General features: G+C 35.2%; 18 protein-coding genes. 7 read left to right on the forward strand and 11 right to left on the reverse strand.

Annotation, left to right across the window (positions count from 1 at the left end):
• Nucleotides 1-14: 14 nt before the first annotated feature.
• The 3 genes from trxB to ILYOP_RS15885 all read left to right on the forward strand — a co-directional run bounded on the left by trxB (nucleotide 15) and on the right by ILYOP_RS15885 (nucleotide 1842).
• Entirely contained in the window at nucleotides 15-1220 is a 1206-nt protein-coding gene (gene trxB / locus ILYOP_RS12655; RefSeq protein WP_013388892.1) for a thioredoxin-disulfide reductase, read from the forward strand.
• 30 nt (nucleotides 1221-1250) lie between these two features.
• Nucleotides 1251-1547, forward strand: a complete 297-nt coding sequence (locus ILYOP_RS12660; protein ID WP_013388893.1) for a cysteine-rich small domain-containing protein — start codon at nucleotides 1251-1253, stop codon at nucleotides 1545-1547.
• A gap of 118 nt (nucleotides 1548-1665) precedes the next feature.
• Nucleotides 1666-1842 (forward strand): hypothetical protein, encoded by a 177-nt coding sequence (locus ILYOP_RS15885; RefSeq protein WP_013388894.1) that lies wholly within the window; start codon nucleotides 1666-1668, stop codon nucleotides 1840-1842.
• A 2-nt stretch (nucleotides 1843-1844) separates the two neighbouring features.
• Here ILYOP_RS15885 and ILYOP_RS12665 read toward each other — a convergent pair whose 3' ends face one another.
• Complete coding sequence (locus tag ILYOP_RS12665; protein ID WP_013388895.1) at nucleotides 1845-2480, reverse strand: cyclase family protein; 636 nt, start codon at nucleotides 2478-2480, stop codon at nucleotides 1845-1847.
• 77 nt (nucleotides 2481-2557) lie between these two features.
• Nucleotides 2558-4177, reverse strand: coding sequence for an ABC-F family ATP-binding cassette domain-containing protein (locus ILYOP_RS12670; RefSeq protein WP_013388896.1), 1620 nt, complete (start codon nucleotides 4175-4177; stop codon nucleotides 2558-2560).
• 279 nt (nucleotides 4178-4456) lie between these two features.
• On the opposite strand from ILYOP_RS12670, the gene ILYOP_RS12675 reads away from it, so the two are divergent.
• From ILYOP_RS12675 to ILYOP_RS12690, 4 genes are all read left to right on the forward strand, one after another.
• Nucleotides 4457-5578: a cobalamin B12-binding domain-containing protein gene (locus ILYOP_RS12675; protein WP_013388897.1), complete on the forward strand. Its 1122-nt coding sequence runs from the start codon at nucleotides 4457-4459 to the stop codon at nucleotides 5576-5578.
• Nucleotides 5559-6500, forward strand: coding sequence for a GGDEF domain-containing protein (locus ILYOP_RS15340; RefSeq protein WP_013388898.1), 942 nt, complete (start codon nucleotides 5559-5561; stop codon nucleotides 6498-6500). The genes ILYOP_RS12675 and ILYOP_RS15340 overlap by 20 nt, the downstream gene beginning before the upstream one ends.
• 142 nt (nucleotides 6501-6642) lie before the next feature.
• On the forward strand, nucleotides 6643-7605 hold the full coding sequence (locus ILYOP_RS12685) for an NADH:flavin oxidoreductase (RefSeq protein WP_013388899.1): 963 nt from the start codon (nucleotides 6643-6645) through the stop codon (nucleotides 7603-7605).
• 102 nt (nucleotides 7606-7707) lie between these two features.
• Nucleotides 7708-8031 (forward strand): hypothetical protein, encoded by a 324-nt coding sequence (locus tag ILYOP_RS12690; protein WP_013388900.1) that lies wholly within the window; start codon nucleotides 7708-7710, stop codon nucleotides 8029-8031.
• A 48-nt stretch (nucleotides 8032-8079) separates the two neighbouring features.
• On the opposite strand, the gene ilvN is transcribed toward ILYOP_RS12690, so the two are convergent.
• From ilvN to pyrB, 9 genes are all read right to left on the reverse strand, one after another.
• On the reverse strand, nucleotides 8080-8565 hold the full coding sequence (gene ilvN, locus ILYOP_RS12695) for an acetolactate synthase small subunit (RefSeq protein WP_013388901.1): 486 nt from the start codon (nucleotides 8563-8565) through the stop codon (nucleotides 8080-8082).
• A 5-nt stretch (nucleotides 8566-8570) separates the two neighbouring features.
• Nucleotides 8571-10256 carry a biosynthetic-type acetolactate synthase large subunit gene (gene ilvB / locus ILYOP_RS12700; RefSeq protein ID WP_013388902.1) on the reverse strand — a complete coding sequence of 562 codons (1686 nt, stop codon included), beginning with the start codon at nucleotides 10254-10256 and terminating at the stop codon, nucleotides 8571-8573.
• 406 nt (nucleotides 10257-10662) lie between these two features.
• Nucleotides 10663-11286 carry an orotate phosphoribosyltransferase gene (gene pyrE, locus ILYOP_RS12705; protein ID WP_013388903.1) on the reverse strand — a complete coding sequence of 208 codons (624 nt, stop codon included), beginning with the start codon at nucleotides 11284-11286 and terminating at the stop codon, nucleotides 10663-10665.
• Nucleotides 11279-12535: a dihydroorotase gene (locus tag ILYOP_RS12710; RefSeq protein WP_013388904.1), complete on the reverse strand. Its 1257-nt coding sequence runs from the start codon at nucleotides 12533-12535 to the stop codon at nucleotides 11279-11281. The genes pyrE and ILYOP_RS12710 overlap by 8 nt, the downstream gene beginning before the upstream one ends.
• Entirely contained in the window at nucleotides 12529-13254 is a 726-nt protein-coding gene (pyrF, locus tag ILYOP_RS12715) for an orotidine-5'-phosphate decarboxylase (RefSeq protein WP_013388905.1), read from the reverse strand. The genes ILYOP_RS12710 and pyrF overlap by 7 nt, the downstream gene beginning before the upstream one ends.
• Nucleotides 13255-13295: 41 nt before the next feature.
• Nucleotides 13296-14216, reverse strand: coding sequence for a dihydroorotate dehydrogenase (locus ILYOP_RS12720; protein WP_013388906.1), 921 nt, complete (start codon nucleotides 14214-14216; stop codon nucleotides 13296-13298).
• Between the two features lie 19 nt (nucleotides 14217-14235).
• The gene (locus ILYOP_RS12725) at nucleotides 14236-15039 is read right to left on the reverse strand and encodes a dihydroorotate dehydrogenase electron transfer subunit (protein WP_013388907.1); all 804 of its coding nucleotides are present in this window, start codon (nucleotides 15037-15039) and stop codon (nucleotides 14236-14238) included.
• Between the two features lie 13 nt (nucleotides 15040-15052).
• Nucleotides 15053-15490, reverse strand: coding sequence for an aspartate carbamoyltransferase regulatory subunit (gene pyrI, locus ILYOP_RS12730; protein ID WP_013388908.1), 438 nt, complete (start codon nucleotides 15488-15490; stop codon nucleotides 15053-15055).
• Nucleotides 15491-15505: 15 nt separating this feature from the next.
• Complete coding sequence (pyrB, locus tag ILYOP_RS12735) at nucleotides 15506-16420, reverse strand: aspartate carbamoyltransferase (protein WP_013388909.1); 915 nt, start codon at nucleotides 16418-16420, stop codon at nucleotides 15506-15508.
• Nucleotides 16421-16449: the final 29 nt, after the last annotated feature.

Below are 16449 nucleotides of genomic sequence, written 5' to 3' on the forward strand. Positions count from 1 at the left end.
ATTTAGGAGAAGAAATGAATAAAGAGATAACTATTTACAGTAAAAACAACTGCCCTTATTGTGTTAGGGCTAAAATGCTTTTGGATTCCAAAAAAGTAAACTATACGGAAATAAATGTAGAAGATCATCCAGAACAGCGTGAAATTATGATCAAAAGATCAAATGGCAGAAAGACTTTCCCACAGGTTTTAATTGGTGAATTTCATGTGGGCGGCTGTGATGACCTATATGCCCTTAATGATTCAAAAAGGTTGGACCCTCTTTTGAATCTAAGTGAAACGAATTCAGAAGCAGAACATCATAACCTCGCAATTGTAGGATCTGGGCCTGCTGGTTATACAGCTGCTATATACAGCGCCCGGGCAAACTTAAGTCCTGTTCTTTTTACTGGAAGAGAGAAAGGTGGGCAACTAACTACTACCACAGATATTGAAAATTTCCCAGGATTCCCCAATGGTATAAACGGGGTCGAGCTCATGAATTCAATGGAAAAACAGGCAGAAAATTTTGGAACTAAAATAATCTTTGGAGAACTTACCAAGGTTAATTTAAGCCAGAGACCTTTTACGATTTATAGCGGTGAAAAAATATCCACATGTGATTCGCTAATTATAGCAAGTGGAGCGACAGCTAAATATCTGAATGTACCTGGTGAGAGTGATTATAAAGGCAAGGGAGTCTCTGCCTGTGCAACTTGTGACGGTTTTTTCTATAAAGATGAAGAAGTGGCCGTAGTAGGTGGGGGAGATACTGCTATGGAAGAAGCCAGTTATCTGACTAAACTTTGCAAAAAAGTATATTTAATCCACCGTCGTGATAAATTTAGAGCCAGTCAGGCTATGCAAGACAGGGTAAAGAATAATCCTAAAATTGAAATCATATACAACAGTTCTGTCCAAGAGATAAGCGGTGACGGAAAAGAGATGAATACATTAAAGGTGAAAAATAATCTAGACAGTTCAGTTAGAAGTCTTGATGTAAAGGGTCTTTTTATATCCATCGGTCACACACCTAATACAAATTTTTTAGAAGGGCAGCTTCCCCTTGATGAAAAAGGTTATCTTAAAGTCAATCACAATGGTGCGTCAACAGAAATCCCAGGTGTTTTTGCCTGTGGAGATGTCATAGATTCCAATTACAGACAGGCTATAACTGCTTCTGGAAGTGGTTGTAAAGCCGCCATCGATGCAGAGCGTTGGCTTGAAGAAAATAAGCTATAAAGTAGAAATAATAAAATCGGAGGTATTTAATTGGATAAGAAAAAAGCTTCTAACTATAAATTTGTACAAAACAGTAAGTGCGAGTATTTCCCATGTCACAAAATCGAGGAAACAGAAAAATTCAACTGTTTGTTCTGTTATTGCCCTCTATACATGATGGGTGAAGAATGCGGGGGTAATTTCAAGTACACAGAACACGGAATAAAGGATTGTTCTCAGTGTAGCCTCCCTCACATAAAGGAAGTAGGATTTGACCACATTCGCGGTAAAATGAAAACTGTTATCAATATAGTCAAAGACAAACACCTAAAAAATATAAAAAAATAATATTTTAAGTTTAGATTTACCTCTCTAAGTTATATTAGAGAGGTTTTTTTATGTTTTTTTCAATTTATAACTTGATAAGTCTGAAAAATAAAGTAAAATAAAGTCAGGAGGTATTTACATGAATAAAAACTCGAACAACTATAAGCTTTTTGACGAAAATTTAGAGATAAGAGATGAATATTTAGCCCGTATATGTTCCAAGTGCAAAAAATACGATAGGTTCTGTAAAGGAAGAAAGACTTTTAAGGGAAATGAAATTGAATTCTGCCCTAACAGGGAAAAAATAAAGAAATAATCTTATATATCCAATATGGCAACTGCCCGTATAGGGGAACCGTCTGAGTTTTCTGTTTTTAAGGGCAGAGCTGAAAATAAGAATTTTTTCCCATGAAGTTTTTCAGGTATTTTTAAATTTTCTATTATCACAATCTCTTTTTTTAGGAAAATGTTGTGATTAACGAGCTCATAACTATTTACAGGGTCTACAGATATAGCATCAATCCCTAGACCTTTTATTTTTTTACTAGAAAGCCACTGGGCCGCCTTTTTTGTCATACACGGAAAGCCGTTATAATAATTTTCTTTTCCCCAGTTTCTGTCCCATCCTGTATTTATAAGGATAAAGTCACTTTTTTCTATCTTTTCTTCATATTCGATTAAAAGATCAAGACTTATACTACTTTCACCTCTAGCATCAACGACTACACCTTTTCCTAAAAATTTATCTGCAGAAAATTCATCAAGACCCTTACCGTAAGGAATTATGTGTTTAGGAGCATCCATGTGAGTTCCAGTATGGGAATAAATTGTTATTTTCTTTTCCTCAAAACCGTCTTTTTCCAAAATTCCTATACTTTCAAATTTCGGACATTCAGACCCTGGAAATACAGGCATATTTTCTCTGATTTCATGTGTAAGATCCACTATTTTCATATTTTCCTCCTTTATTTAAACTTTATTTTTCTAAATAATGATAAAAGGGCACAGAAAATTCTGCACCCTCAATATTTCTATCCGTAAAGCTGTTCTAATCTTTCTTGTATAGCCTCATCTTGAATATAGTCATCATATTCCATTAGTTTATCAAGTATTCCGTTAGGAGTGACCTCAATTATTCTGTTTGCTACAGTTTGTATAAACTCATGGTCATGAGCGGCAAACAAGATTGTTTCGTCAAATTTAACAAGTGACTTGTTCAAAGATGTAATGGACTCTAGATCCAAGTGATCTGTAGGGTTATCAAATAATAGTACATTGGATCCTGTAAGCATCATTCTAGAAAGCATACATCTTACTTTCTCTCCTCCAGAGAGAACATTTACTTTCTTAAAAGATTCTTCTCCTGAGAAAAGCATTCTTCCTAGAAATCCTCTTACAAAGGAATCATGCTGGTCTGGAGAGTACTGTCTCAACCAGTCAATTAATGCGAGGTCGGAACCTTCAAAGAATTTTGAGTTGTCTCTAGGCATATAAGCCTGAGTTGTTGTAACTCCCCAAGTATAACTTCCGCTATCTGGCTCTATCTCCCCTGCCAGTATAGATAGAAGTGTAGTTTTTACTATATCATTTTTAGAAAGGAGAATAACTTTGTCCTTAGGATTTATTGTAAAGCTTATGTTGTCTAGTACTTTTACTCCATCAATGGTTTTAGTAAGGTTTTCTACTTTTAGAATGTTGTTTCCAGATTCTCTCTCTGCTTTAAACTCTATAAACGGATACTTTCTGTTGGAAACCTGCATATCTTCTAACTGAAGATTTTCTAGCTGCTTCTTTCTGGAAGTTGCCTGTTTTGACTTTGAAGCATTGGCACTAAACCTGGCGATAAAGTCTTTTAATTCGGCTCTCTTTTGCTCAAGTTTTTTGTTTTTGTTATTTATAAGTGTTACCATAAGCTGATTTGACTCATACCAGAAGTCATAGTTACCTACATACATTTTTACCTTACCATAATCAACGTCTGCGATATGAGTACACACCTTGTTTAAAAAGTGTCTGTCATGGGATATAACTATAACAGTAGTATTCTCAAGGGTCATAAGAAAATTTTCAAGCCAAGAGATCGCCATGATATCAAGTCCGTTGGTAGGCTCGTCAAGTAGTAGTACATCTGGATCACCAAATATAGCCTGAGCTAGGAGAACTTTTACTTTTTCTCCCTCTGTGAGTTCTTTCATCATTTTAGTATGAAGATCAGCCCCTATACCTAATCCCATTAGTATTTTTTCTGCATTTGTTTCTGCTGACCAACCATCTAGCTCTTCTATTCTATCAGTTAGCTCTCCTGCCCTAGCATAATCTTCTTCAGTTGCATCAGGCTTGGAGTATAATTCTTCCTGTTCTTTTTTTATTGAGTATAACTCTTCGTGACCCATTAGTACAACATCTAAAACAGCGTTTTCTTCATAAGCAAAGTGATCCTGCTTTAATACTGCCATACTTTTTTTCTTGTCAAAAATAACTTCTCCCTCAGTAGGGTCTAGTTCTCCAGAAAGTATTTTTACAAAAGTTGATTTACCGGCACCATTTGCACCTATTAATCCATAGCAATTCCCAGGAGTAAATTTTACATTTACATCTTCGAAAAGCTTCCTTCCTCCAAAACTCATTGAAAGGTTACTTGTTGCGATCATTATTTTCCTCCTTTTATGTATCTTAAATAAAAATTCATCATATTATATCATAAATTTTAATTTATCTGAATCTTCTTAGTATTTATTATTTTTATTTTTTAAAATAAATTAAATATTAATAAATTATAGGACCTTTTAAAAGATTGTGTTTTTATGTTAAAATAATATATCAAATACAAATAAGAAAATTTAACTAAAATATAGTTTTGTATTGCTCAATTTCTATATAAAATGTATATTTTATTAAGTATAGCTAAATTATTAAAACTGGAGGTCTTTATGAAAAACCCATACTCAGTTCCGAAAGGAGAAGCTGTTTCTTACGCTTCTGCTATAGAATACGAGAAATATATACCGGAAATGACTGAATCTGTAAACTTTATAATGAGAAATATCAATTCGAGTGAAAATTTAATCGGAGATAACCCATTGTCAGTCATGTATGAGAATCATATTCATCATTCTAAGTTTATGGCAAATATTTTCAAATTAAACGATTATGAACTTCTGAATAATACACTGAAGTGGGTATTAAACAGCTATATCAGCAGAGGATTTAAAAGTGAATATTTTCAAAAAGAGTTAGATGCTTGGATAAAGGTTATAAACGATACAATAGATCCGAATTATTCTTCAGATATAATTAAAATATACCAATGGATGAAATCTGTTGTAAAATTTATAGAAGAAGATAATAAAAATATAGTAGATGAAATCCCCTTTCCTTTTGATTCTCAATGGGAAAATATTAAAAATAAATTTTTTAACCTTCTAATCAAAGGAGACTCCACTGAGGCATTGCAGTTTTCAAAATCTATCGTACATGACAGAAAATCTCTTGAAAATTTTTATACAAAAGTTATAACATATTCTATGTATGAAATCGGTTTATTATGGGAAAAGGGTCAGATATCTGTCGCTCAGGAGCATCTTGCCACGTCTATAGTAATGAGAATAATGTCATATTTATATATGAATTTTATTTTGATCCAAGCCAACAAGGGAAAGGCTATAATCACATCATCTGCAAATGAACTTCACGAAGTTGGAGCAAGGATAATAGCCGACATACTTGAATTAGACGGGTGGAACATTTTATATCTTGGAGCCAATACCCCAAATGAAGAACTAATAAAACTAATAAGAGAAGAAAAACCTGATTTTCTTGGCATATCCGTTACTATGGCATTTAATCTAGATAATGTTAAAAATTTAATCTCAAATATAAGATCCCAGTCAGATTTTAATGACTTGAAAATTTTAGTAGGTGGATATGCATTTACATTTGGCGGAGATAGTCATAAAAAAATCGGTGCAGACAAAATTTCAACTAGCATAAGTGAAACTCTAGAAACCTCAAGATTGTGGTGGAGGGATAAAAATGAATCTAAATATAAATAACAGCAAAATTTTATTGGATTATCTAACTGAAAAGACCAATAATCCTATAATTACACTGACAAAAGATCTTCGAATAGATCAGTATAACAAGGCTTTTGAAAAATTAATTGACGAATCTGAACATATATATAATAGTTTTTTTGAAAAGACCGTCGGAAAATTGGAAGTTTATTCTGAAAAATCGATTGACGAAAACCATGTCATAAAGGAGATCAGCGCAAGTTATAGATCTAAATCAGGGTCAGTAACACATCTTCAGGGAACACTAATAAAAAAAATTGATGAGACAGTTATAATTTTTAAAAATTTTATGATAAATGAGTCACAAATAATAGATGAAATTTCCAAAATGAATATAGAAATGTCTAATCTCACAAGGGAATTGTCAAAAAAAAATTTTCAGTTGAAGTTGGCCAACGAGAAAATAACAAAATTATTAAATACTGATTTTCTAACTGATCTTTATAACAGAAAACATTTTTTTGAACGTTTAGAAGAACTTGTATCATTGAAAAAAAGAAAAGATTGTCTCAATATCGGTATTATTTTTGCTGATATAGATTTTTTTAAGACTATTAATGACACTTACGGCCACGATACAGGGGATTTGGTCTTAATTAAATTCTCACAAATGCTAAAAGAAAGCCTCAGAAAGGAGGATATAATTGCAAGAATTGGAGGAGAGGAGTTCTGCATTATTGTTCAGTGCGGCACGGATAATTGCCTGACTAATATTTCTGAGAAACTACGAAAAAATTGTGAATCTATGATATTTGATAATATAGATATTAAACTTACAGCAAGTTTTGGAGCAACTTTTTACAGGGTTGGGGAAGAGATAGACAGCACAATAAAACGAGCAGATGAAAATATGTATAAGGCAAAAGATACTGGTAGAAATAAAGTTATATTTTCTTTATAAACAATCTATAAAATGAAAAAATTTTAAATAATTGACTGATTTTTTTCTTAATAGCTATTGTTTTTCTAGTTTTTTTATCGGTCTTTTGATAAAATCTTAGAATATATTTAAAATTAAGTTTTCAATTAATATCGGAGGGCACATGAATACAATTTTTTCACCTTATAAAATAAAAAATATAGATATAAAAAACAGAATTGTACTTCCCCCTATGGTACGGTTTTCTCTGGTTAAAAAAGACGGACTTGTTACCAAAGAGCTCGTAAACTGGTATGAAGACGTAGCTAGAAATGGTGTAGGACTTGTAATCGTTGAAGCCTCCTGTGTGGCTTCTGATGGAAAGCTCCGTCCAAATCAGATTGGGATATGGGACGACAGTTTTATTCTAGGACTTTCTGAAATCTCCAAAGTCTGCCACAAATGGAATGTTCCTGCTATAATACAGATCCACCATGCAGGTTTTAAGGAAGAGATAGCAACTGTCGATGAGAAAGTCCTCGATAAAATACTAGACCAGTTTGTAGAAGCCTTTCATAGGGCAAAAAAATGCGGTTTTGACGGAGTTGAGATTCACGGGGCACACACCTACCTTCTCTCACAGTTAAATTCACGTCTTTGGAATACTCGGGAAGATAAATACGGGGGAAATTTCGAAAAAAGAATGTATTTTAACAAAGAGCTCATAGAGCGTACCAAATACCTTTTTGACGACAACTTTATTCTAGGTTACCGAATGGGTGGCAATGAGCCTCACCTTGAGGACGGTGTCGAGATAGCGCGTTATCTAGAGAGTATAGGGGTGGGTCTCCTTCATGTTTCCAGTGGAGTACCTGATCCTGACTATAATTCTGAAATCAAAATTGATATTCCAGAAGAATTTCCTCTTGACTGGGTTATTTATCTGGGAACTGAGATAAAAAAACATGTAAATATACCTGTTATAGGGGTTCGGAAAGTAAAGACAGAAAAAGATGCCAGTTGGCTTATCGAAAATAACTATTTGGATTTTGTGGCTATAGGACGAGGTCTCATTGCGAGGCCCCACTGGATGAAATGGGCAGAAAAGCAATTTAAAAAAAGAAAAAATCTGAATATAGAGAAATAATTTTTTTATTGATCATTATATATAAAAGGAATTTTAACAATTGTTAGTAAATAACTTTAATATATTTTCAAAAAAAACTATACCGATAAGAGGTGTGGACATATGAATTTAAAGAGAATACTTATAATAATAACTGATTCCACATTAATTTTGTCTATTGCCATTGTTCTAGTTGGGGGTATAGGGGCTCTTAGTCAGAATATATGGCTTGGAAAGATGGGAACAAAAAAATTCAAGGCACAGAAGCTTAGAAAAAAATCTATTGTCCCCTATATTATGGTTTTTTTTCCCCTTCCTTTTACTACATATACCTATATTTTTTTTAGATCGATAACAAGTAAACACCCACGGATAAACTTCAAAAAAATACCCATCGTGAGAAAGCGAGTTTTCAATTTTTATTTCAAAAAAAAACACTACAAATAAAAAAATCACGTAGTCTATGTTAAGACTGCCGTGATTTTTTATATAAAATTACATTTCACTTCCTCTTGTCATGCTAGTTACACCTGTTCTTGCAACTTCTAAAATTCCAAAAGTTTCTACATAGTCAAGAAAACCTGCGATTTTATCTTTCCCACCTGTAATCTCTATTATAAGGCTCTCTCTTCCAACATCTACAATATTTCCCCTATATATTGTAGTTACCTGCATTATTTCAGCTCTTCTAGAATCGTCAGCCTTCAGTTTAATAAGAGCCAGTTCCCTGTCAACACTCTTTTTATCGTCAAACTCTTTTACAAATCTCACATCAAAAAGTTTTTCTGCCTGAGCCATTATTTGATGGACTGTATACTCATCCCAGTTTCCACACACTGTCATTCTTACAAGATCCGCAGGATAACTTTCCCCTGCTGTGATTGTCTCTATATTGATTCCCCTCTTTTGAAACAATCCCGATATTTTACTTAAAACCCCTGGTTTATTGTTCATTATTATAAGTATTTCCCTGTATTTCATCCCATTCACTCCCCTATTATCGTTTCTGAAAAAGACTTACCTGCTGGTATTATCGGATATACATTGCAATCTCTAGGAACTACCACGTCCACAAGAAGAGGCTGGTCATCATTTATCATCCCTTCAATCTGCTTTAGTTCCTCTACACTATTTACCCTTACTCCTCTTAAGCCATTTGCCTCTGCAAGTTTTACAAAATCAGGATTTACATCCAGAATTACTTCTGAATATCTCTTTTGATTAAAAAGTTCCTGCCATTGTCTAACCATTCCCAATGTTCCGTTGTTAAGTATAAAAATCTTTACAGGAAGATTATACTGCCTCAACATAATAAGTTCTTGCTGATTCATCTGAAATCCACCGTCTCCTATTATAGAGATTACCCTTTTGTCAGGATTCCCCACCTGTGCTCCTATAGCTGCAGGAAGTCCGTATCCCATAGTCCCAGCACCCCCAGATGTACAAAATGAAAGAGGTTGTTTAAATTTAAAATGCTGAGCTGTAAACATCTGGTGCTGTCCAACATCAGTAACCACTATACTTGTATCTGGTAAAATATCTCCTAGATACTTGATGGTACTGACCTGATTTAGACAGTCTCCTAGTGAATCCTCATCTAGTATATAAGACTCACACTTTTCCATCCAATCGGAAAAGTCAGCCTCTATACCTGCATTAAGAAGGTCCTCTAATACATCCTTGGCATCTCCTATTAGTGGAAGGTCTATCTTAACATTTTTATTTATTTCTGCAGCATCTATATCCACATGTATTTTTTTTGCGTGAGGTGCAAATTTTTCTGGATCCCCAACTATTCTGTCATCAAATCTCATACCAAGGGAAATTACTAAATCCGCCTCATTTACACACCTATTAGCCCATACCTTCCCGTGCATACCTATCATCCCCATATGTCCAGGAAAATTATGTGGAACTCCCCCAAGACCCATTAGAGTAGCTACACTAGGTGCATTTATTTTTGACAGCAGCTTTTGAGTTTCTTCTGCCGCTCCTGCATTCATGACACCGCCGCCTATTATAAATACAGGATGATTTGCATTTTTTATAAGATTCACAGCAGAATTTATCTCTTTTGATGTATATTTTTTGGGATATTTATTTCCAACGTATTCACAGTGAATTGAAAATAATTCTTCAAACCTTTCCATTGAGATCTCCTGCATCTGTATATCTTTTGGAATGTCAACAAGTACAGGTCCCGGTCTTCCCTTTTTTGTCAGTGCATAGGCCTCTTTCAGAATCCCAGGAAGCTCTTCTATATCTTTTACAAGATAATTATGTTTTGTAATAGGTGAAGTTATTCCCAGTATATCAGATTCCTGAAAAGAATCTCTTCCGAGAAAACTTGTAGGAACTTGTCCTGTTATTACCAAAAGAGGAACTGAATCCATATATGCAGTCATTATTCCTGTGACTGTGTTTGTAGCTCCAGGCCCAGAAGTTGCAATACACACTCCTGTTTTGCCAGTAGTTCTTGCATAACCATCTGCAGCATGAGTCGCACCCTGCTCATGCCTTGCCAGATAATGTTTTATACCTTCAAAATCATAAAAAGCATCATAAATTGGAATAACTGCTCCTCCAGGATAACCAAATATATCCTTTACACCCATTCTTTTCAAAACCTCTAGCACAATTCTCGACCCTTTTAAAAAGCTTTTATAACTCATCTGTATCTCCCACCCCCGTATTTAACTAAATCTTTGATGCTAAACTTTTCTGTAATATCAAATGCTATTTAATTTACCAGAACGAATGACAAACGCCCTCTGTTATCTCCCTAAAAAAAAAAGCTTAAACCAGATGGCTCAAGCTTGTTTTGATTCATTGTTAACTCTCAGCTCAAGCCTTTTTTATGAGGATCAAAACAGGGCTCAAACTTCTATGTAAAAAACTTTCGTTTTTACAAAGTTTAAACCTGAGAGCAAATCAGTATGATAATGAGAAAAAATTTATATTCAAATCTATTAAAAGTCATATTATTTCTCCTGTAAATAGCTTTTATTAGTACTAATCATATAGTAATTTTGTCCATTTGTCAACGATTTTTAAACAATCAATCTCTATTCCCTTCAATTATCTACCCCATTCATTGGGATTTTTATTCCATTTCATAGCTATTTCAGCTTCTTCTGAGTTTAGGTAGTTATCATTTTCTGCAAGATTTATGAGAGTTGAAAAGCTTGATATTGTTTGACATTCACATTTTGCATCTTCAAAACTCTTAGCAGCTTTTTCAAACTCATAAGAAAATATTGCAAGCACTTCCACATGAGCTGCCCCAGCTTCTCTAGCTGCCTCCACAGCTTTTATAGAACTTCCACCGGTAGAGATTAGATCTTCTATAACTATTACTCTTTTCCCTTTTAAGTCAGCTCCTTCTATCTGTTTCCCTGCTCCATGCTCTTTTTTCTTTGATCTTATGTATGACATAGGTATATCTAGCTTTTCAGCAATAAATGCTGCCCAAGGTATTCCCGCTGTAGCAGTACCTGCAACTACATCATATTTTTTATTTTGGAGAAGTTCTACAAAACCTTCTACAACTATTTTTCTCCCTTCTGGATAGCCTATCACTTTTCTGTTGTCACAATAAATAGGACTCTTGATTCCAGATACATAAGTGAAAGGCTCCTTTACATTTAACCTCACTGCCTCTGTATCTAAAAGTACTTTCGCTACTTGTTTTGCTCTATCCATTAAACTCCACTTCCCTTCCGATTTTATTTTTAAAATTTCCATTTTTATATACTATCTCGCCTCTGACAATAGTTGTCAGCACAGTCCCTCCTGTTTTAATTCCTTCATACGGACTCCACCCACACTTAGAGATGACTTCTTCTCTTTTTATAACTCTCTCTTGATTCATGTCTATCTCTACAAAGTCTGCATCATAGCCGACTTTTATTTTACCTTTGTTTTTTATATTAAAGATTTCAGCAGGATTTTTGCTCATAACCTCTATAAGCCTTTTCATGCTTATCTTACCTTCCTTTATGCCTTTCAACATTATCTCCAAAGAATGTTCTACTCCTGGAATTCCAAAGGTCGTCTTTTCCATTTTTTCAGACAGAAGGTGAGGAGCATGATCGGTTCCCACTGTATCAATTATTCCGTTATTAAGGGCATCCCACAGCTTTTCGTTGTCTTTATCCCTTTTAAGCTCAGGTTTCATTATAAGCAACTTACTGTTTTGTTCGTTTTCATCCCTGTTGTTGGTATTCAGAAAAAGATGATGAGGAGTTACTTCTCCGTATACTTTCATTCCTTCCTCTTTTGCTTTCTTCAACTCCTCTACCTCTTCTACTAAAGACAGATGGCAGAGATAAAGTCTATTTTTATTTTTCTTAGAAAGAGAAATGGCTTTTTTTACCATCTCTTCCTCTGCATGGACACTTACTATTTCAGACGATGAAAAAATTTCATTTAAGATTTCATCATTTTCAACCATCATCTTACCAGTAGAAATATTCAAAAATACCTTTGTTGAAGCTGTATTTTTTACATTTTTTATTTCTTGACTGTTGTTGTCTCCTGCTGCACCAAAATGAAAACCATAATCTACATAAGTTTTATTTTTAAATATATCTCTTTTGTCATCAAGGATTTCTTCAGTTATTGTAGCAGGAATAGTGTTAGGCATATCTAAAAAGGTAGTAACCCCGCCCTTAGCACAAGCCATAGATCCAGTAGTCGCACTTTCTTTATGAGTCAGACCTGGATCCCTCATATGAACATGAGGATCCACTACTCCAGGGATGAGGTATCTTCCCTCAAGGTCTAGGTAGTCCATTCTTACAAGGTGAGTATCAGTCTTAAATACTTTTTTTATAGCATCCTCTATACTTATCTCCTTGGATATCTCTGCTATTTTACCCTTTGATACCAGTATATCTCTCAGAGTCTCTTCTCCGTTTTCCAGTACCAGCCTGGCGTTTTTTATCAGCATACCTTCGCCTCTGCCAGACCTTCTTTTATCTCACCTAAGACAAGTTCAGCAGCATTTACAGGATCATCAGCCTTGGTTATAGGTCTTCCTACCACCAGATAGTCACACCCCTTTAATATGGCATCTTTAGGAGTCATGATCCTCTGCTGATCATTTGCCGCAGCCCATTTGGGTCTTACACCTGGGCAGATAGTCTTAAAGTCTTTTCCGCATTTTTCTTTTATAGCCGATGCTTCCCAAGGAGAGCAGACAACTCCGTCCATTCCGCTTTCTTTGGTTACCTTTGCCCAGTGCATCGCAAGTTCTTTAATAGAATGCTCTGTCTGATAAAGTTCTTTTATCTCGTCATCAGAGAAACTTGTGAGGACAGTTACAGCAATGGCTAAAGCATCTGGATTTATCTTCTTGACCTCTTCAGAAACACTCTTCATCATCTTTCGACCACCTGCAGCATGAACATTAAACATAAAGACATTCTGTTTTGCTGCAAAGACAGACGCCATCATAGTTGTATTCGGTATATCGTGAAATTTAAGATCTAAAAAAACCTTTTTTCCAAGAGAACTGAGATAATCTACGGCTTCTCCTTTGGAATTTAGAAACATTTCAAGTCCTACCTTATATACAGAGACCGATTCTCCCAATACTTCTACTAAACCCTTTGCTTCCTCTATTGTCGGAAAGTCTAGTGCCACTATAAGTCTGTCTTTAGCATTCATTTTATTCCCCCTAAATGATTCATTGTTTTCGATAACTCAAACTATTTATTTGGATGTGCTGCTCCTACAATCTCTGATATGTTATCTATATTATTTTCAATGCAGTATTTTTCAAGGCCCTCTTTAATCTCTAGAGGAAGTATTGGATTCATAAATATTCCTGTCCCTAGGGATATTGCAGATGCACCTGCCATTAAAAATTCTATTGCGTCATTTACACTGCTTATGCCGCCCATACCAAGTACCGGTATTTTTACAGCCTGTGAAACCTGATATATCATTCTAAGGGCTACAGGCTTTACTGCAGGACCTGAAAGGCCTCCGAATATATTCCCTAAAACAGGCTTCTTTTTCTTTATATCGATAGACATCCCTAAAAGGGTGTTGATGAGAGCCACTGCATCTGCCCCGTTTTCTTCTACAATCTTTGCTATCGCTACTATATCTGTAACATTAGGAGAAAGTTTAACTATTACTGGCTTAGTCGTTACCTCTTTTACCGCCTTAGTCACTGCCCCTGCCACTTCAGGTCTAGCACCAAAGGCCATCCCACCGTCTTTTACATTGGGGCAAGAGATATTTAGCTCTATTGCCTTTACGGCCTCTATACTTTCCACTCTCTTTGCTATCTCCACATATTCCTCGATGGTTCTACCGTTTATGTTAGTTATAATAGGACTAGTTATCTTCCCATCTATCTCTTTTGTTATCACATTCTCAAAATGATCTATCCCAGGGTTTTCAAGCCCTACAGAGTTCAGCATTCCTCCTGGAGTTTCAGCTATTCTTGTACCAGAGTTTCCGTCTCTAGGTTCTAATGTAAGGCCTTTTACAACTACTGCTCCCAGTTCGTTAGGATCAAAATAATCTTTATACTCAAGGCCAAATCCAAAGCATCCTGATGCTGTCATTATGGGATTTTTCAAATCCAAACCTACAAAATTAGTTTTCAATCTATTCAAAATTATTCACCCCTCAAAATTATTTTCCGCAGCTGCATCCTGTATTTTCTTTAGGATTTACGTCCACAATTACCTCAGCCTCAAATACAGGCCCGTCTGCACAAACTCTTTTCATTCCCTCTTTAGTTTTTATAGAGCATCCTACGCAGGCCTTCACTCCACAGGCCATTTTTTCCTCTAGGGATATCTGACATCTCATATTGTGTTCTGACGCTACCCTGGCAACTGCCTCCATCATTTTATGAGGTCCACATGTATACACAATATCATATTTTTCTTTAGAAAGAAGTTCTTTCATCGCATCTACTGCATTTCCCTTCAATCCCACAGTACCGTCATCAGTGGCAAAGACTATATCCTCTTTTGGGAAGTGGTAGTTGTCTGCTATTCTCACTGCACCGACGTCTCTTCCCGCTGCGATTATTGTAACGGTATTCTTATTTTTTACTGATTCCACCAAGTATTTCAGAGGAGCCATACCCATTCCTCCACCTACTACGAGAATCTTCTTTCCCTTTAGCTCTGTATCAAAGCCTGTACCTAAAGGCCCCTGTAATCTAATCTCTTCACCGATCTTATAATTGGTAAATTCCTTAGTTCCTTCACCTATTACTTCATAATAAAATTCAAGCATATGATTTTCCTGATCTGCATAATGTATACTTATTGGCCTTCCTAATATTCTTATCCCGTTATGGCACTTTATCATGTAAAACTGTCCTGCTTTGGCTGCGACAGCTGATTTTACCGCCTTTACTTTCATAAGATAGTAGTTATCTCCCATATTTTTGTTTTCTATGATTACCCCGTCTTCTAAAAACATGCTGCCTCCTCTATTATTTCAAAATTATATTATTTTTCTTAATACTTGTCTCACAATAAGCACATCTGTATTTTTTACCTTCTTTGTAGAATTTAGTAGGTACTTTTTCAAAATTTGTAACACATTTTTGATTATGGCATTTTATAACATCGTTGATGATATCTGGAATTTCAACCATTTTCTTTTCCACTACCTTATAATTCTTTATTATATTTATAGATGCCATTGGAGCTAAAATGGATATTTTTTCTATCTCCTCGTCTTTCAATATTCTTCCATCTATTTTTATTATCCCTTTTTTTCCCTGTTTTTTACTCTCTAGATTAAAAGCTACCATTATTGTCCCTTGTTCTTTATTTAGTTCCAAAAGATTCATTATTTCCAGAGTTTTCTCTGAGTCTATATGATCTATTACCGTTCCGTTTTCAATTGCATTTATCTGAAGTTCCATCCTCAAAATACCCCCCTAAATTTGATTATCTCTTCCTAAGACAATTGCCAGCATTGCCATTCTGACTGGTACACCATTTGAAGCCTGCCTGAAATAAAGGGCATGCCTTGTATTATCAAGGTCAGTGGATATTTCATCTACTCTAGGAAGAGGATGCATTATTATCATATTTTCTTTGCACTTCCCCAAAATATTTTCTCTGTTTATTATGTAAACTCCCTTTACCTTTTGATATTCTTCTTCATCTGGGAATCTTTCTCCTTGAATCCTTGTCATATAAAAGACGTCTATCTCTTTTAAAACCTCTCTGAAATCTTCAAGTATGTGATATTTTATTCCTGCTTTATCTAAGTCTTCTAGTATGTATTCAGGCATCTGCAGAGAATCAGGTGCTATAAAGTACAGCTCTGCATTAAAATGTGATAATGCCTTTGTGAGGGAGTGGACGGTTCTGCCGTATTTCAAGTCTCCTACAAGAGCCACTTTCAGGTTGTCTAACTTGCCCATTTCTTTTTTTATGGTATAGAGGTCTAGCAGGGTCTGACTTGGATGCTGATTTGATCCGTCCCCTGCATTTATAACAGGTCTCACTGTCGCCTCGGCAGCCAGCCTAGCTGCTCCGTCTAGATAGTGTCTCATTACGATTACATCAGAATAAGCTTCTGCCATTCTCACTGTATCTTTGAGAGATTCACCCTTTTTCAGTGATGTTGCATCTGGAGAATCGAACCCTAGAACTCTTGCACCCAACCTTTGTGCCGCAGAACAGAATGAAAGTCTTGTTCTCGTAGAAGGCTCAAAGAAAAGTGTTGATACGATTTTGTCCTTCAAAAGTTCAGGCTTTGGATTTTTTTCCAGTTTTTCAGCAACTTCTAAAATCCCTAATATATCCTCTTTTTTTAAATCTCTCAGTGAAATTATATTCTTCATGACAGCCTCCCATATTTTTATAAAAAAAA

The sequence above is a fragment of the Ilyobacter polytropus DSM 2926 genome (assembly GCF_000165505.1).
In the GTDB taxonomy this organism is placed as follows: domain Bacteria; phylum Fusobacteriota; class Fusobacteriia; order Fusobacteriales; family Fusobacteriaceae; genus Ilyobacter; species Ilyobacter polytropus.

Excerpts from the sequence above, each read along its gene's own strand:
- ILYOP_RS15885 (WP_013388894.1), top strand. The coding sequence starts at position 1,666 with ATGAATAAAAACTCGAACAACTATAAGCTTTTTGACGAAAATTTAGAG.
- pyrB (WP_013388909.1), bottom strand. The coding sequence starts at position 16,420 with ATGAAGAATATAATTTCACTGAGAGATTTAAAAAAAGAGGATATATTA.
- pyrF (WP_013388905.1), bottom strand. The coding sequence starts at position 13,254 with ATGAATGCTAAAGACAGACTTATAGTGGCACTAGACTTTCCGACAATA.
- ILYOP_RS12710 (WP_013388904.1), bottom strand. The coding sequence starts at position 12,535 with ATGCTGATAAAAAACGCCAGGCTGGTACTGGAAAACGGAGAAGAGACT.
- ILYOP_RS12665 (WP_013388895.1), bottom strand. The coding sequence starts at position 2,480 with ATGAAAATAGTGGATCTTACACATGAAATCAGAGAAAATATGCCTGTA.
- ilvB (WP_013388902.1), bottom strand. The coding sequence starts at position 10,256 with ATGAGTTATAAAAGCTTTTTAAAAGGGTCGAGAATTGTGCTAGAGGTT.
- ILYOP_RS12670 (WP_013388896.1), bottom strand. The coding sequence starts at position 4,177 with ATGATCGCAACAAGTAACCTTTCAATGAGTTTTGGAGGAAGGAAGCTT.
- trxB (WP_013388892.1), top strand. The coding sequence starts at position 15 with ATGAATAAAGAGATAACTATTTACAGTAAAAACAACTGCCCTTATTGT.
- pyrI (WP_013388908.1), bottom strand. The coding sequence starts at position 15,490 with ATGGAACTTCAGATAAATGCAATTGAAAACGGAACGGTAATAGATCAT.
- pyrE (WP_013388903.1), bottom strand. The coding sequence starts at position 11,286 with ATGGATAGAGCAAAACAAGTAGCGAAAGTACTTTTAGATACAGAGGCA.
- ILYOP_RS12725 (WP_013388907.1), bottom strand. The coding sequence starts at position 15,039 with ATGTTTTTAGAAGACGGGGTAATCATAGAAAACAAAAATATGGGAGAT.
- ILYOP_RS12690 (WP_013388900.1), top strand. The coding sequence starts at position 7,708 with ATGAATTTAAAGAGAATACTTATAATAATAACTGATTCCACATTAATT.
- ILYOP_RS12675 (WP_013388897.1), top strand. The coding sequence starts at position 4,457 with ATGAAAAACCCATACTCAGTTCCGAAAGGAGAAGCTGTTTCTTACGCT.
- ILYOP_RS15340 (WP_013388898.1), top strand. The coding sequence starts at position 5,559 with ATGAATCTAAATATAAATAACAGCAAAATTTTATTGGATTATCTAACT.
- ILYOP_RS12685 (WP_013388899.1), top strand. The coding sequence starts at position 6,643 with ATGAATACAATTTTTTCACCTTATAAAATAAAAAATATAGATATAAAA.
- ilvN (WP_013388901.1), bottom strand. The coding sequence starts at position 8,565 with ATGAAATACAGGGAAATACTTATAATAATGAACAATAAACCAGGGGTT.